Origin of the sequence: Shewanella sp. Scap07 (genome assembly GCF_013394145.1) — a bacterium.
GTDB lineage: Bacteria > Pseudomonadota > Gammaproteobacteria > Enterobacterales > Shewanellaceae > Shewanella > Shewanella waksmanii.
This window is the reverse complement of record NZ_CP041329.1, coordinates 677825-694922: the sequence shown is the minus strand read 5'-3', so window position 1 is coordinate 694922 and position 17098 is coordinate 677825. Positions and strand designations below refer to the sequence as shown.

The 17098-nt window shown below is 47.5% G+C and carries 10 protein-coding genes; 6 read left to right on the top strand and 4 right to left on the bottom strand.

Annotation, left to right across the window (positions count from 1 at the left end):
* Positions 1-274 precede the first annotated feature (274 nt).
* The gene (locus FLM48_RS03020) at positions 275-1285 is read right to left on the bottom strand and encodes an NAD(P)H-quinone oxidoreductase (RefSeq protein ID WP_372847467.1); all 1011 of its coding nucleotides are present in this window, start codon (positions 1283-1285) and stop codon (positions 275-277) included.
* Between the two features lie 413 nt (positions 1286-1698).
* On the opposite strand from FLM48_RS03020, the gene FLM48_RS03015 reads away from it, so the two are divergent.
* Together FLM48_RS03015 and FLM48_RS03010 are read left to right on the top strand one after the other, a co-directional pair.
* On the top strand, positions 1699-4731 hold the full coding sequence (locus FLM48_RS03015) for a M9 family metallopeptidase (protein WP_179023362.1): 3033 nt from the start codon (positions 1699-1701) through the stop codon (positions 4729-4731).
* 88 nt (positions 4732-4819) lie between these two features.
* Complete coding sequence (locus FLM48_RS03010) at positions 4820-5374, top strand: DUF2059 domain-containing protein (RefSeq protein WP_179023360.1); 555 nt, start codon at positions 4820-4822, stop codon at positions 5372-5374.
* Between the two features lie 164 nt (positions 5375-5538).
* On the opposite strand, the gene FLM48_RS03005 is transcribed toward FLM48_RS03010, so the two are convergent.
* Complete coding sequence (locus FLM48_RS03005; RefSeq protein WP_256871029.1) at positions 5539-7398, bottom strand: multiheme c-type cytochrome; 1860 nt, start codon at positions 7396-7398, stop codon at positions 5539-5541.
* A gap of 381 nt (positions 7399-7779) precedes the next feature.
* On the opposite strand from FLM48_RS03005, the gene FLM48_RS03000 reads away from it, so the two are divergent.
* The 3 genes from FLM48_RS03000 to FLM48_RS02990 all read left to right on the top strand — a co-directional run bounded on the left by FLM48_RS03000 (position 7780) and on the right by FLM48_RS02990 (position 11810).
* Positions 7780-8736, top strand: a complete 957-nt coding sequence (locus tag FLM48_RS03000) for a leucine-rich repeat domain-containing protein (RefSeq protein ID WP_179023359.1) — start codon at positions 7780-7782, stop codon at positions 8734-8736.
* Positions 8737-8920: 184 nt separating this feature from the next.
* Positions 8921-10282, top strand: coding sequence for a patatin-like phospholipase family protein (locus FLM48_RS02995; protein ID WP_179023357.1), 1362 nt, complete (start codon positions 8921-8923; stop codon positions 10280-10282).
* 271 nt (positions 10283-10553) lie between these two features.
* Positions 10554-11810, top strand: a complete 1257-nt coding sequence (locus tag FLM48_RS02990) for a BamA/TamA family outer membrane protein (RefSeq protein ID WP_179023355.1) — start codon at positions 10554-10556, stop codon at positions 11808-11810.
* Between the two features lie 62 nt (positions 11811-11872).
* Here the strand turns inward: FLM48_RS02990 and FLM48_RS02985 are convergent, their stop codons facing one another.
* Complete coding sequence (locus tag FLM48_RS02985) at positions 11873-12583, bottom strand: single-stranded DNA-binding protein (RefSeq protein WP_179023353.1); 711 nt, start codon at positions 12581-12583, stop codon at positions 11873-11875.
* Between the two features lie 64 nt (positions 12584-12647).
* Positions 12648-14015: an MFS transporter gene (locus FLM48_RS02980; RefSeq protein ID WP_179023351.1), complete on the bottom strand. Its 1368-nt coding sequence runs from the start codon at positions 14013-14015 to the stop codon at positions 12648-12650.
* 202 nt (positions 14016-14217) lie between these two features.
* Between FLM48_RS02980 and uvrA the strand changes: the two genes are divergently transcribed.
* Positions 14218-17043, top strand: coding sequence for an excinuclease ABC subunit UvrA (uvrA, locus tag FLM48_RS02975; RefSeq protein ID WP_179023350.1), 2826 nt, complete (start codon positions 14218-14220; stop codon positions 17041-17043).
* Positions 17044-17098: the final 55 nt, after the last annotated feature.

Genomic DNA, 17098 nt, shown 5'->3' with positions numbered 1-17098 from the left:
TTGATTAAATGATTTAAAAAATCAATAGTGAAATGCTGAAATTTGCGCCGCTTCACTGTTGATTGAACAGCCTTAAACCACTTGTATCGAAATTTAGCCGAAAGAGTCATTTATTCAAGTTTTATTTGTGAAAAAAAATCTCAATTTCACGTAATTTTTAAGGATACTGGACAAGATAATTGACATTGCGATGGCAGCAATATGGCAAATTGATGACAATTATCTGTAGTTACACGGCTTCAAAGCCATGGCAAACCAGTGTGCAATCACTTGGTTAGTTCACTTTGAGTACCAACTTACCTTTGTGCTGCCTAGACTCCATCAGTTGATGGGCCAACGCTGCTTCGGCAAGTGGATAAATTTTTTCTATCGGTGGCACGAGGGCGGCCTGTGGCACTTGAGCAAACAAAGGCCATACATGCGCTGAAAGCTCGGCAGTAATTTGCGCTTTAGCGGCATCAGACTGCGGGCGTAAAGTGCTGCCAAACCAAGTGATGCGTTTGGCCATAATGCGAAAAACATCGACCTGTGCTTTCGCGCCCCGTTGCAGCGCTATCGACGCTAACCTGCCATCGCTGGCCAACATCTTCAGATTAAGGTTAACGAAATCCCCGCCAGCCATATCCAATATCAGATCAACCCCACGCTCTTCGGTCGCACTATGCACCTGTGCTAGCAGCTCATCAGATTGATAACTAAAACTAAAGTCAGCACCGAGCTTACGGCAGTAATCAAGTTTAGCGGCAGTTGAGGCGGTCGCAATCACAGTGGCACCAAATTGCTTGGCTAACAAAATCGCCGTAGAGCCGATGCCACCCGACCCACCATGCACTAAAAAGCGTTCACCACGGCAAAGCTGGCCGCGCATAAATACGTTGCTCCAAACGGTAAAGAAAGTCTCGGGTATTGCTGCAGCTTGAGCCATTGACACCCCGCTCGGAATGGCTAAGCAATGCGAGGCATGAGTCAACACATATTCGCTATAGCCGCCACCAGGTACTAAGGCACATACCTTATCGCCCACTTGCCATTGATTCACCGCATCACCACAAGCTACCACTTCACCTGAGACTTCAAGTCCCAATATGGCACTGGCCCCTGGTGGTGGCGGATATATCCCGCGCCGCTGCGCAATATCGGGACCATTCACTCCCGCATAATGCACTTTTATCATCACCTGCTCATCCATAGGGGCCGCAACCTCAGTATCTGTGAGGTACAGTACATCGGCCTCTCCCGCCTTATCAAAATGTATTGACTGGCAGCGAATGGGAGTTGCTGGCAGGGAAATATCAGACATAAATTAACCTCTTGGGTAAGCAGTACCCTCAGAGTTTACTGTGCAAAACCTCATCGTCAATGTCTCTCGGCTGCGGTCAGCTCGCGAGATGCCCCTGCTGGCCTAACATCCCCTTACCTGTGTCCGCACAAACTTTTCATGTCAAAAAAATTTGACACATAACTGAATGAAATTCAGGCAATTACCGTTATCCCCTCACCAAACTGCTGCTAAAACAAACAATTTTATATTGTATATTTTATTTAAATGACTATATTGTTACATTATTGTTAAAAGTGAAGTGTGTGGTCTAGTAGTCAGCGTGGTCGCTTCATGAGTTAAACCCTAAAAGATCTGCTCAGCAGACAAAACTATCGGCAGATAAACGCTGCCGCTCTATACAAGCTAATGGAGATTTCATGAAACTTAATACCCTGGTCGTCGCGTTGGGCTTAGCCACAAGCCTCAGCGCCCACGCTAACACGTCGATAACCGCACATCAGACGCCTTACCCTGAAATGCGATCGGCAATTAACAATAACCATCAGCAAGCTTTGCCTCTGGCCGCATCAGGTCCTATAGGTAATGTTGGCCCACAGGCTGAAGCGGATTGCAGTAGCTTTGTCGGCTTAAATGGCTGGCCGTTGATCGATAAACTTGCAGCTTCTGACCCACAATGTGTCAGCCCGCTCTACAACCTTAAAGGCGCAGATGCCACCGCACTATTTAGCGAGTCAAATATCCGTATTGCTGCCGCAGCCGTGCGCGATAGAGCTTTAAATTACACCGGTACCGATACTACTGGCATCGAAGCTATCATCTACTACATCCGCGCAGCGTTGTACGTGCAATTCTATAGCCCTGAAGACGTGGCGCCCTATTCTTCAGCGGCTACTGCAGACTTTAAAACAGCGTTAACTAACCTGTTTAACAACGGCAATATCTGGACGGTATCTACCGAGAACTCCGGTGTGCTAAAAGAGGCGTTGATCTGGATAGACTCGGCTCATTTAGGCGCTGACTTTAACTATGTCACTAAGCGAGTGCTTAGCGAATACAATGCCGACTGGGAAGTGAACTGGGGCATGAATGCGGCAGCCAACTCAATTTTCACCACGCTATTTAGGGCGCAGTGGGATGACCCAATGAAGGCCCTGTTTGCCACAGACCAATCTATCTTAGATTCGCTCAACAATTTTCAATTGGCAAACCGACACTTGGTAGGAACCGACGCTGAATACGTGCTTACTAACGCAGTCCGTGAAATGTCGCGTTTGTACTACATTCCTGAGATGAAAACCCGAGTAACCAGCTTAGTCAAAGCGGTGCTTGATAGCTCCAGCAAAGATGACAGCTCACGCGTCGTGTGGATGGCAGCGGCAGGTATGGCCGATTACTATGATCGTGCTAACTGCAACTACTATGATATCTGCGGTTTTAAAGCGCAGCTTGAAGCTGAAACACTGGCCTTTAACTGGCAATGTTCTAATACCCTAACCATGCGCGCGCAGCACATGTACCAAGATCAAGCCAAGTGGGCTTGTGATGTGCTTGGTGATCAAGAGGTTTATTTCCACAGTAAATTGGCCACCAACAACACCCCGGTTGCCAATGACAATAACAGCGCGCTTGAGCTCGTGGTCTTTGATAGCTCTAGCGACTACCAATCTTATGCCGGCACCTTCTTTGGTATTGCCACTAACAACGGCGGTATGTATCTAGAAGGCTCGCCAGCGGGCCTCAAAAACCAAGCTCGCTTCATCGCCTATGAAGCTGAATGGCGTGTACCTGATTTCCATGTTTGGAACCTACAACATGAGTATGTGCACTACCTTGATGGCCGCTACAATCTACAAGGTGACTTTGGCCGCAGCATTTCTGCTAACACCATTTGGTGGATTGAAGGCTTGGCTGAGTACATCTCATACCGCGATGCCAACACACGTGCAATTGAAATGGGTGAAACCCAAGAGTTCGATCTGTCCACCATCTTTAAAAACAACTACGATTCAGGCCAAGATCGTATCTACCGCTGGGGTTACTTAGCCGTTCGATTCATGTTTGAAAATCATCGCGCCGATGTCGATCAAATCCTCGCATATTTGCGTAACGATCAATATGAAGAGTACCAGACCTTCATCAACAACATCGGCACCCGCTATGACAATGAGTGGCGTGGATGGCTCACTAGCGGCCTAAGCATTGCTGATGATGGCATTGTTGACCATGGCCCATCCGATGCTGAAGCGTTAGCGAGCGGTACCGAAGGCAACTGGGCAGGTCCAGTATCAACCATCAGCAAAGACTATGCACCATGTACAGTGAGCAGCGAAGCCTATCGCTATTCTCCTGATGCCAGCTTGATCATCGATCAACCCATGGAGTGTATTGACTCACAAAATGGCCGTGCTAGCTTTGCCTTTGCTAACGTCGATGGTAGCGCCCAAGAGTTGTGGATTAAAGTGGGTGATGGCTGGGGAGATGCTGACATTTACTTTAGCTCGCAAGGCTGGGCAAGTGGTGAAAGCAATGAAGGCTATGGTATTGGCAACGGTAACCATGAAGTCATTAAGGTACAACTAAACCCGAATGAATACTGGCACTATCTCACGCTATCAGGCGAATTCGGCGGTGCCGATCTATTGGTCAGCACCACTGAAGTGGTTGCTGATGAAGATCCCGCTCAAGGCGGTGGTGATGGCGGCGGTGACAATGGTGGTGGCGACGGCGGTGGCGATAACGGTGGTGGAACTCCAACACCTGATTGCGGCGCAGCCACCATTAGCAGTGGTCAGTTAACCTATGGAAATGATGAGTGTGTCAGTGGCGGACGAGGCAGCTTTTATGTCTATGTCGACCAAGACAATACCACGCTGAGTATCACTACCTCAGGCGGTAGCGGCGATGCGAATATTTACTACAACGCTGACACTTGGGCAACCAGTAGCAACGCACAAGCCAGTGCAACCAATGCGGGCAATGAAGCCAGTGTTCAAGTTACCGCTAATCGCGGCTGGCGCTATATTAGTGTTGATACCGACACACAATACAGCGGGGTAACTTTGAGTGTCACCACCGGTGATACAAGCACTCCCATTGACCCACCGGTTGGCGATATTGAAGATATTTGTCAAAGCCAAGGGGCACAAAGTGGTGGACGCTTAACGGCAGGCCAAGCAGCGTGTTCAGCCTCTGGCACCAACTACTTCTCGTTGTGGGTTGATGCCGGCACCAGTGAACTTACGGTAACCACCGGACACGGCAATGGCGATGTTAGCCTTTATGGCGGTCGTAGCTGGCCAAATGCCAGCAGTTACGAGCAAGCCTCTGTGACCAGCAATAGCACATCAGAGAGCTTTAGCGTCACTAACCCGCAATCTGGTTGGTACTACATCACGACTATCGATGAAGGTAATAGCAATGGCGTAGCCATTAAAGCTACCTTGCAATAAGCCTAAGGTCTGCACAGGAGTGTGAGTACTCCTGTGCAGCACTGTTTTCGATTTCCCATTGACTTAAGTTAGCCGACAAGGAGACGCCATGTACCTAAGACGTTTATCCATCCTAGTATTACTCTGTTGTGCTGCCAGTACACTCACTCATGCCAGTCCACGCCTCAACGCGCAGCAGTTAAGCGCTGCAGCAAGCAGCCACCAAGCCGCAGCCAAAGCCCTATTGCAGGCCACCTATGCCGAAGATGTTATCGACCAAGCTCTCTATCAACTCAAGTCTAGTTACGCCCATATGCTTAAAGATATGCCTCTTAAACGCCAACACCGCGAACTAGAAACCGCTTACCGACAACGGGCGTTTGACCTCGCTAAACAGCAACTCGATTGGGCCAGTATAGAACCCGCATTCATTGAGCTGTACATGCAAACCTATAGCGAACAAGAATTACTTGAGCTCAGCGCGTTTTATCGCACCGAAACCGGTAAAAAGTACCTTAAACATATGCCTGCTACACTACGCCAAACGAGTGCCATCGTGCAGCAGCAGATGCAAAGTATTAATCAACAGTTTAGTCAAATCGTTACCGAGTTGGCCACAGCAACGGGGATCGAAGCCACCACTAAGCACCAGCATCAACACTAGCCTTTAGCTAATACCAATCAGCCTCAGTACCGCTAAACTCTCGCTGAGTGACTAAATGTTTATACTGATTGGTATAAGTATTTACCCATAAAAAAACACCGCATTTACTGCGGTGTTTTAAATGTTATACCCGCTAACAGCATGGGGCTAATGCAAGCTGGCCATTAACGTGACTTTTCTACCATACGTTGGATCACTTTCATATGAGTGACGTCATCAGGAGCTTGACCAGTAGCCGTGATCTCATCACTGCCATGACAAGCTAAGCACGTTCCAACTCTTTGAATACGTTGCATCTCGTCCTTATTGAACGGTCTAGCGCCGTCATGCGAGGTTGATTGCAACTGATTACCCTCTTCATCAACAAAGCGCTCTAATTCAAAATTAACTGGCGCCTGACCATCAGGAAAGTTACGCGCTATATCGTACTGACCTGAGCCCAAACCTAGCACTTTAGGATTGGTATGACACTCTTCACAGGTACGCGATTTTTTACTCATAGTATGGGGCTGAATAGGGTTGTGTGATAAACCGCTAGTGCCGTCTTTAGTGACATAGGTTTTATTGGCTACTATCGCTTTGTCACCATTGACCTGAGTAAGGAACACCTGACATCCGGGTACAAAAGTAGACACCTTTCCTCGGTGGTTAATACCAAGTGCCGGATTTTCCCAACGAACATAAGAACGGGACTCACTCCAGCTAAAGGCTTGCTTATCTAAATTAGCCTTCTTACCTAATTGTGAGATATCACTGTGAGAACCACTTAACCAATCACCATTAGGTTTGCCAACATCTTGTTTCGCGTGGCAGCCATAACATTGAGGCGCCCAGGCAGCGTGACAAGTCGAGCACTCCATTTTCTCCATGTGGCTAGCAATTTTTACCATTGCTACTTCACCTTCAGGCGATAACTCAGCTCCATTAAGCTGTGGCACTTTAAGCTGCTTGCCATCAATTTTAGTTGTCAAAGTTACGCTATCGCCAGATCGAAATAAATTGGTCATCGGATTACCGCGAGCAGTTTTTAATGTCGCATCTTCACTGATCGTGCCGTGACAAGTTTCGCAGCGCACCTCTAATGCAAACTCTTTTTTAGTGTATAGATAGCCATCGCCGTGCATCTCATCTTTGGTATGGCAATCAATACAGCTCATGCCCGCATCATAGTGCAAGTCAGCCTGCAAGAAATTGTAATGCTTACCATGCAACTTACCTTGCTTACTGCCATCTTCTTTATACGGCGTACCGTAGCCATCTGATTCCATCATCCCCATGTAACTAACACCAGTACGACCGCCACGATTATGACAATGCTGGCACTGCTCAACCGAAGGCGCTCGGGTCATTTTGTGTTGTCTTGGGCGATCTTTTTGCGTTTTATCAATGGCTTTATCGCCACCTTCATAGGTTGCGGCATTACTATATTCGACATGACATGCGGCGCAGCCTGACGCGCGATAATCACCATCTCGTTGGTGACCATCACTCCATAAGTGACAACGCAAACATTGGTTACGCAAATAGTCATCGCCAGGAGAGTTAGTATCTGACTCTGGTTGGCTAGGATCGTAGCTTGGCAGTTGTGTCAGCTCAGCCACCGTACCTTCACGCCCAGTTTTGAGCGCTTTCACATCATAAGTAGCATGAATTGAATCACGGCTTTGACTACCAAAATTATAACGCGTGCCAGATATCATCCCTGACATCGTGGCATGAATAGAGGTTTTCGCATTATCTACTTCTTCGTTATGGCAAGTACCACAGGTCTTATCAACAACCCGCAGATCAGTCGGGTTCGACCACATATCCTTATGAGCCGTAGCCAACGTGGTCGCATCGCCGTCACCATTGTGACAATCAACGCAAGTTAAATAGGCCATCGTATCAATATCAGAAAACTGCTCTATGCCCTCATGGCAAGTTAAGCAGCCCTTATTTTCATCCCACTGCGCAATAGCATTTGACATCCCTATGCCTAAAATAACCGGTATAGCGATGAGAAAGTGTCTTTTCTTCATCATCTTCATCTCCATTTCTTGTACCTCACAGTACAAATAACCTTATTATTTATGTGCCTATTACATTTTGATACTTAATGAGAGGTGTGTAAAAAATCAGTTAACTAGATGTGACCTCGATCCGAAGTTGTTCGACAAAATGCGCTAGGGGTTACAGAAGCAAAAAATAATTGAAATTAATGAAATTTTTTTGGAAATGCTCAAATATTACTTTGCGAATCATCCTTGTATTAACATTAGAAATTCACAGCTAATTAATCACTCAATAACAATTCAAGCTGCAGCAATAACAAGTATAAAAAATGCTTTAAATATAAGGACTTGAAAACAGATAGCTCAACACGTTAAGATGCGCGCTTTCATCAAGGATAGAGACTTAAACCAATGAATAATAAACCGATTGTGGCGGCATTACTGGCCATTTTTTCGAGTTACCCAATTCACGCTACAGCTGCTCAAAGCATCGACGCGATTGAGTTCGCTGACGCCAATTTCAAACAGTGCGTGCAAGTCCATCGCGTGACTGACCCTAGCCAAACCAGAAAGCTCAACTGTCGTCACTTGCCGATGCAAAGCCTTGCAGACCTGAAGTATTTTCCAGCGCTTGAATCAGCCACCTTTGCCGGGCCTGAGATCAGTAATATTGATTTGAGCCACAACCCTGTGCTTAAAAGCCTATCGGTGAGTAGTAAGCAGCTCAGCAGCATCGATTTGAGCCACACACCGCAGCTTGAGGTGCTAAGCCTTGATGCCAAACAAATCAGCAAGATTGATCTGAGTAATACGCCTAAACTGAAAGAGTTGGCGGTTATGTCAGCGCAGCTGCAAAGCATTGATTTAAGCCATACCCCTATGCTCGAAGAGCTAAATGTCTCTTTCAATCAGCTCAAAAGCCTTGATTTAAGTGCTACACCAAAGCTGACAGACCTCAGTGTCGTCGGCAATCAATTGACTCAGCTGGATGTTAGCCATACACCGGCATTACGCTACTTATGGGCCAAAGAAAATCAACTAACCACTATGGATTTCAGTGCTAATAAATCACTGGTTCAAATCGGTTTAGACAGCAATCAGTTAACGGCGCTGACCTTACCTGCCAATAACCAAATTTCTAGCCTAGGCGTGATGTACAACCAATTGACAAAACTCGATGTCAGCCAAAGCCCTAAGCTTAGTAAGCTGTATATCACTGACAATCAAATTAGCAGCCTCGATGTCAGCCACAATCCAAAACTACGTAAGCTCTGGGCGACAGGTAATCCAATCAAAGCCGTAGACATTAGTCAAAATGACAGTCTCAGTGATTACGAGTTTGATGACAGCACCCAAGTCAGCGAATAACTGAGCTAAAAAACGATGACTAAAGGCCGCCATACCGGTGGCCTTTAATTTATGTCCCATCTGAGCATTCTTCGATTTAGCACTTGCTGTTCAAAAAACAAACTTGTTTACATTCAATTAACTGGCTTACAATCAAGTAATATCAAGCGGTGTTTCTGCTTCAACCAATCTGAGATGGCCACCAATGACAAGAACAATATGCGCGTGCCTACTTTCACTTTTACTGATCGCCTGCAGTAGCCAACCCGAGCGGATTGTCGCGCCTTCTCAACCTGACTCCATCACTCACTTGCTCAACGACCCGACGATACGCCATTGGGGGGATGTGCCATTTACCATCGAGCAGCACACCAACAATGAAGCCCAACGTCAGGATACTTTTGATATTTCGCTGCTGGTCGATGAGCACAACAAGCTTAAAGACCAACACCACCTCACAATCTCAGGCGGTGGCGCCAACGGAGCCTATGGCGCTGGATTACTCAACGGCTTAACCCACAGTAAAACAAGACCTGAATACCGACTCGTCACCGGAATAAGTACTGGAGCAATCATAGGCTTATATGCATTTTTAGGGCCAGATCACGACGATAAACTAACCAGCTTTTACACTCAGCTATCAGATAAAGACCTGTACGAGAGCCGCTATATTTGGCAGCTGTTTTCCAGCTCTTCACTGCTTAATACCGCCGCTTTTGAAGCTAGAGTCAGAAGCGAGATAAACCGGCCACTACTCGATAAAGTGAAACAACAACACTTACGCGGTAGAACCTTTCTGGTAAAAACCACCAACCTTGATGAGCAAAGACCGGTTATTTGGAATATGGGTGCCATCGCCATGCATGAAACAGCAGAGGCTGAACAGCTGTTTGAAGATGTGATTTTAGCTTCCGCCTCAATCCCCGGCATATTCGAACCTGTCCTCATCCCAACCTTAGTTGATGGTAAATCCTTTGATGAAATGCATGTGGATGGTGGCGTCGTAGCTCAAGTATTCTTCATGCCAGAGGATATGGATATTGAAGCGTTCGAACAGCTTGAAAACCACAACCTCAGCCAACTTGGCCACCAAAATCAACCCCGTGTCAAAAACCATATTTGGCTTATTAGTAACTCTCGCATCGCTGCCAATTGGCATCCAACCAAGCTATCGATTACTGACATCATGGGACGTTCTATTGCCACCATGATCAAATATCAAGGCAGAAGTAATATCGCGAAAATATATCAACAAAGTCAGTTAACTAACTCATCGTTTAACTTGTCTTACATGGACATTAAAGTGCCATCAGGCCCTGCAAGCGCCCCTTTTGATCAACAATATATGCAACATATCTATTGCTATGGCTATGCCCAAGGCCTCAATGGTCAGCATTGGAGCAATCGCACACCCGATTATGGCAAGCTGCAAACCGCCAATGGCAAACTCACGACAGAAAGCTTGCAGGTTAACAACGCCAATATCAGCCAGTTTAACTGGGAAACTGTCGACATTGGGTTATCGGCGAAAATTGCAACGTGTTTAAAAACCCTTAAAAACGACTGATCTCTGCAGCGCTTAACCACACTGGTATTTATTGGCTACTACTGGATGAGTTAAGCGCTTGCCTGTTCAACATCTTCGCACTAGGTGTATAACTACATACCATTCGATCTTTTATATTGTTTAAATTCAACGTCTTAATCTTAACCTTGTATTAGCAAATGCAAAATTGAATAGCTCTTATTCGTTGTCCCTCAGCGGCAAAACTTTATCATCCTCACATCGCTACAGATAACACCATATCTGTAAACCAACTAGCCAGTGAGCCGACAACATGAAGCCATTTTCGCAACTTAACTTAGCTAAAGCACAATCTAAAGAAGCCATTTCTCAAGCTAAGGCCGTTAAGCGTCTAATGCTTGCCACGGCTGCGCTACTCGGTTCGGTTGTCTATGTCCACGCTGACGATACAGAGTTGGTCATTCATGCAAGTCATGACACTGAGCAAACGAAAGAGACCGTGATTATTCCCATTATTGGCGCAATGGAAAGCACAGGGTTATTAGCAGGCTCCGTGGTCGCCGTAACTGGCCTTGGTCAACCGCAAGCTCAAGCTGTCGGCTTTGGTGCATACTCTGTCAACAACAGTTATATCAGCTATTTAGGCTACTTCAATTACGCATTGTCAGCGCGTTGGACATTCGATATCTCAGCCCTACAAGCGGACTTTACCGATACCGAAATGTACTTAGGTGAGCAACCTGATGACCCTATCGATGTACCAGGCGACGCATCTTACTTACAGCGCGACTGGCAAATGACGTTTCGCTATTTGATTAATCAAACACCCGCTAAGCCGGTGAATACGATAACGGGTGTGCAAGCGCAGCCAGTGACAAGGGTATTAGAGGTTGAACCCTTCTACAAAAGTCGTGAGTTCCGCTCAGATAACGTCGCCAATGTAGCGGGTGAAACCTACGGTATTAGCGTAACGCTAGATCAAGACGCACGAGACTACACGCCCTCGCCTAGCCGCGGTTATCACAGCTACGCCAAGGTACTAAGAGATTGGGGCGGCAGCGAACGAGCCAGCTACACGCGCTGGGAAGTCCAACACAGCCAGTACTTTGATCTGGGCAGTAATCGCATCAACCAACAACAAACACTGTCGTTAACCGGATACCTCTCTGATATCCCCACTTGGCAGAACGATAAAGCCCATCGTCAACCCGATTGGTTTGCCCAATCTGTGTTAGGTGGCCCCGATAGAATGCGCGGTTATGGTGACAATTACATGCATGATCGCAGCGCGTTGTTTTATGGTGCAGAGCTTAGAATGATCCCTAAATGGCAACCGCAAAGCCGTGTGCCTGTATTGAGTCGTTATGATTTTCCGTGGTGGCAAACTGCCGTCTTTGCTGAGCTTGGCAACGTCAGTGACAAGCTCGACTTTAGCGCACTACACAACAACATGAAGTGGAGCGCCGGTGTCGGCATTAGGGTATTTATTGAGAACATCATTGCCCGAGCAGATTTCGGTTTTAGCAAGGATGATTCCATTTTCCGTTTTACCGTCAACCAGCCTTTTTAACCAAACATAAAAAAGCCGCTAATTAGCGGCTTTTTTATGTTTAGCAATAACGGACGTAATTCCTAGAATGGAATATCGTCATCCCAACCATCGTCAAGATCTGGGGTAAAGTTTTGCTGCGGCGCTGCTTGTTGCTGTGGTTGCGGCGCTGGACGCTGCTGTGGCGCTGCTGGTGCATTTTGTGGCTTAGGCGCGTAAGCAGGTTGTGCTGCAGGGGCAGCTTGCTGCTGTTGACCGTAACCACCTTGCTGTTGTGGCGCTGGCGCTGCAGGTTGCTGTTGACCATAACCACCGCTCTGTTGTGGAGCGCTAGCTTGTGGTGCAGCCTGTTGTGGTGCTGGACGTTGCTGCTGTTGCGGTGCGTTGTAACCACCACCTTGCTGCTGTTGACCGTAACCACCGCCACCTTGCTGACCACCTTGACCACCTTGACCACGGCTATCTAGCATCTGCATTTCACTCGCATTAATCTCAGTTTTATAGCGGTCTTGACCCGTTTGCTGATCTTGCCACTTACTGGTTTGCAGTTTACCTTCTAAATAAACTTTTGAGCCTTTTTTCAAGTACTCACCAGCCACTTCGGCTAAGCGACGATACATCACGATGTTGTGCCACTCTGTGCGTTCTTGTTGTTGACCCTGTTGGTCTTTCCAAGACTCACTGGTAGCCACTGTAAAGTTGGCTACGGCATTGCCATTTGGCATGTAGCGTACTTCAGGGTCTTTCCCTAAGTTACCGACCAAAATTACCTTATTGACACCACGACTGGCCATTGAAATCTCCTGCGATATTCTTTCAAAATCTAATATACATACTCATGGGACACGCCAACATGAGTTAATTGACAGAGCCTAACACAGCTCGCGCCTCACTCAAATCGAAATGCTCATCTACTTTTAAATAGGCGACTTTTTCTTCTAGCACCACAATGGCTTCGGCCACCCCTTTTAGCTGAGATAGCTCTGTGGCCATCGCCTGTGCTTGGGCTTTACCTTCAACCACAGCTTCTAGTGTATAACTTTTTAATAGCACGGGATTTTTCATGCCAATCGTTAATACTAGCCACAATGCCATTAGTACAAATGCCACGGCAAATACACCGGCTGCGCCCAGTAATTGATAGGCGCCGCCACCTAATAAACCACCGCAGAATGCCCCTAAAAATTGGCTGGTTGAATAAACGCCCATCGCCGAGCCTTTATCACCAACCGGACAAAATTTGGCAATCAAGCTAGGCAGTGATGCTTCTAGGTAATTAAAGCCGGTAAAGAACAACACCACCGCAATACTCAGCACCACTAAATTGTTGGCATACATCGCCATTGCCGCTAATGCCAACATCATGATCATCAGCGCCACTTGAAAGGTCGCTTTGGTATTTTTCTTCTTCACGCCAATAATAATCAGCGGCACCATCAAGAAAAACGCGCCCATAAAGGCGGGGAAATACAACATCCAGTGTTTTTCTTTGGCTAAACCGGCATCGACTAAGTCCAGCGGTAGCGCCACAAAAACGGCGGTAAGCACTAAATGCAAGATAAAGATGCCCGCATCGAGGCGAAACAGTTGTGGGTCAAACAACATGGCTTTTAGCTTAGCGGGGGTAGCGACCGTGTCGCCTTTTGGCGCTTGGCTAATGGGTGTGGGCACCATTAACTGCACAATCAACATGCCCACTAGCGCTAACCCTGCCGTCATGGCAAACAGGCCAGACAGTCCAACGGTTTGTGCCACAATAGGGCCAACTAGCAGTGATAGTGCAAACGAGAAACCAATGCACATGCCGATAATGGCCATCACTTTGGTACGTTGTTCATCACGAGTTAAGTCAGCAGCCAGTGCCAGTACCGCAGCGGCAATCGCCCCCATGCCTTGCATCGCCCGCCCTGCTACCACGCCGTAAATCGTGTCAGCCATCGCGGCCACCACACTACCAACGGCAAATAACAACAGACCGGCCATAATGATCGGTTTACGGCCATACTTATCGGACAAGATGCCCATTGGAATTTGTAACAGTGCTTGAGTTAAGCCGTAAGCACCAATAGCAATACCCACCCACAAAGGTGAAAAGCCTTCGAGGTGCTGACCATAAAGTGCAAAGACAGGCATGATCATAAACAAGCCCATCATGCGCAAACCAAATACACTGGCTAACGAAAAGGCGACTTTTTTCTCAGTCTTTGAAAGTCCGTTATTAGCCATTTCCCGCCCTGATCTGAATACATAAATAAGTGGCGCATGTTATCACGAAGCATTTAGGCAGCTCAAAAGAAAATCTAAATCTAATGCACCTATAGGAAACTGGCTGGGTCATGACATGATTTTGATCACGTTTAGATAGGATCTATTCCTGCTTTTGTGCGATAATTACGCTCTTTTGTTTTCGGTAGGATTGACGATTTAGATGGACACCATTGAAGTACGTGGCGCACGAACCCACAACCTGAAAAATATCAATTTAACCATACCCAGAGACAAGCTTATTGTGATCACTGGCTTGTCGGGTTCGGGAAAATCATCACTGGCTTTTGATACACTCTACGCCGAAGGTCAGCGTCGCTATGTTGAATCATTGTCGGCCTATGCACGTCAGTTTTTAAGCTTGATGGAAAAGCCCGACGTTGATCATATTGAAGGTTTGAGCCCCGCCATTTCAATTGAACAAAAGTCCACGTCCCATAACCCACGTTCAACCGTGGGAACCATTACCGAAATCTACGATTATCTGCGACTGCTGTTTGCCCGTGTCGGCGAACCACGCTGTCCAACCCATCAACAACCGCTAGCGGCACAAACCATCAGTCAGATGGTCGATAAGGTGCTGGAGTTACCGGAAGGCAGCCGTCAGATGTTACTCGCCCCAGTGGTCAATGATCGCAAAGGTGAGCACGTCAAACTGCTGGACAACCTCTCTGCCCAAGGGTTTATCCGTGCCCGTATTGATGGCGAAGTCTGCGATCTCACCGATCCTCCAGAGCTTGAACTGCACGTTAAGCACACCATTGAAGTGGTGGTCGATCGCTTTAAAGTGCGTGATGATTTAAGCCAACGTTTAGCCGAGTCATTTGAAACCGCGCTAGAACTTTCTGGCGGCATCGCCACCGTCGCGCCAATGGAAGCCGGTAGCAGTGAAGAACTGCTGTTTTCAGCCAACTTTGCTTGCCCTCAGTGTGGCTATTCAATGGCGGAACTTGAGCCGCGCATCTTCTCGTTTAACAACCCAGCGGGCGCTTGCCAAACCTGTGATGGCCTTGGCGTGCAGCAGTTTTTTGATGCTGATCGCGTGATCACTAATACCGAACTGTCACTGGCCGGCGGCGCAATCCGCGGTTGGGATAGACGCAATTTTTATTACTTCCAGATGTTAAGCTCGCTTGCTGAACATTATAAATTTGATGTTGAAAAGCCGTTTAAAGATCTGAGTAAAAAAGTCCAACAGATTATTTTGCAAGGCTCGGGCAAAGAGAGCATTTCGTTTAAGTACATTAACGATCGTGGCGATGTGGTGGTACGTAAACATCCATTTGAGGGCATCCTCAATAATATGGATAGACGCTACCGCGAAACCGAATCGAATGCGGTACGTGAAGAGCTGGCCAAATACATCAACACCCAGTCATGTAATAGTTGTGGCGGTTCGCGCTTGCGCGAAGAAGCCCGCAACGTATTTATTGAAGACTTAAATCTGCCGGTGCTAACCCAATGGTCAATTGGCGAGGCGATGGACTATTTCAGTCAGCTACAGCTCAGTGGTCAACGTGCGCAAATTGCGGAAAAGATCCTCAAAGAAGTGCGCGATCGCTTGGGCTTTTTGGTCAATGTCGGTCTTAACTATCTGAGCTTATCGCGCTCTGCCGATACCCTATCAGGCGGTGAAGCGCAGCGCATTCGCCTCGCCAGCCAAATTGGTGCCGGGCTTGTCGGCGTGATGTACGTACTGGACGAGCCTTCAATCGGCCTGCACCAACGTGATAACGAGCGCCTACTGAAAACCCTCATCCATTTACGCGACTTAGGTAACACCGTAATTGTGGTTGAACACGATGAGGATGCCATCCGCATGGCCGACCATATTATCGATATCGGTCCCGGTGCTGGCGTACATGGGGGTGAAGTGATTTGTGATGGGCCGCTACAAGCGATCACCGATTGCAAAGCCTCGGTCACCGGCCAGTATATTTCTGGCAAAAAGAAGATTGAGATCCATGAAAGCGTGGCGAAGTACGACGGCAGCAAACTTATTGAGCTGTTTGGCGCATCAGGCAACAACCTCAAAGATGTGGATCTGCAAATTCCAGTGGGCCTATTTACCTGTGTCACCGGTGTATCAGGCTCAGGTAAGTCAACGCTTATCAACGATACTTTCTACAAAATTGCCCATCGCCAGCTAAACGGCGCCACGGTCGATGAACCCGCGCCTTATAAAGAGGTTAAGGGCATGGACCACTGTGACAAAGTGGTCGATATTGACCAAAGCCCCATTGGCCGAACACCGCGTTCTAACCCGGCTACCTACACAGGTATTTTTACGCCTATTCGTGAACTGTTTGCCGCCACACAGGAGTCCCGTGCCCGTGGTTACAAACCAGGCCGGTTCTCGTTCAACGTCAAAGGCGGACGCTGTGAAGCCTGCCAGGGTGATGGTTTAATTAAAGTTGAGATGCACTTCTTACCTGACGTGTATGTGCCCTGTGATAGCTGTAAGAGTAAGCGCTACAACCGCGAAACGCTTGAGGTTAAATTCAAAGGCAAGAGCATCCACGAAGTGCTCGAAATGACCGTTGAAGAAGCCCGAGTATTTTTTGATGCAGTGCCCGCCATCGCCCGCAAACTGCAAATGCTGATGGAAGTTGGCTTGTCTTATATCGGCCTTGGTCAAAGTGCCACCACTTTATCCGGTGGTGAAGCCCAGCGGGTCAAGTTAGCCAAAGAGCTGTCTAAACGTGACACAGGTAAAACCCTGTATATCTTAGATGAGCCCACAACCGGCCTACATTTTGCCGACATACAACTACTGCTTGATGTACTCCATCGCCTCAAATCCCATGGCAATACTGTGGTGGTTATCGAGCACAATTTAGATGTTATCAAAACCGCAGATTGGATTGTCGACCTAGGCCCAGAAGGCGGCTCAGGTGGTGGCACCATTTTGGTTACTGGTACCCCAGAGCAAGTGGCGGAGCATCCGACTTCGCATACAGCGAGGTTTTTGAAACCTTTGCTTGGTTAAGCTGCTTTTCCTTCATCAGTGGGGATGATTGTCATCCCCACTGATGACTATAGGG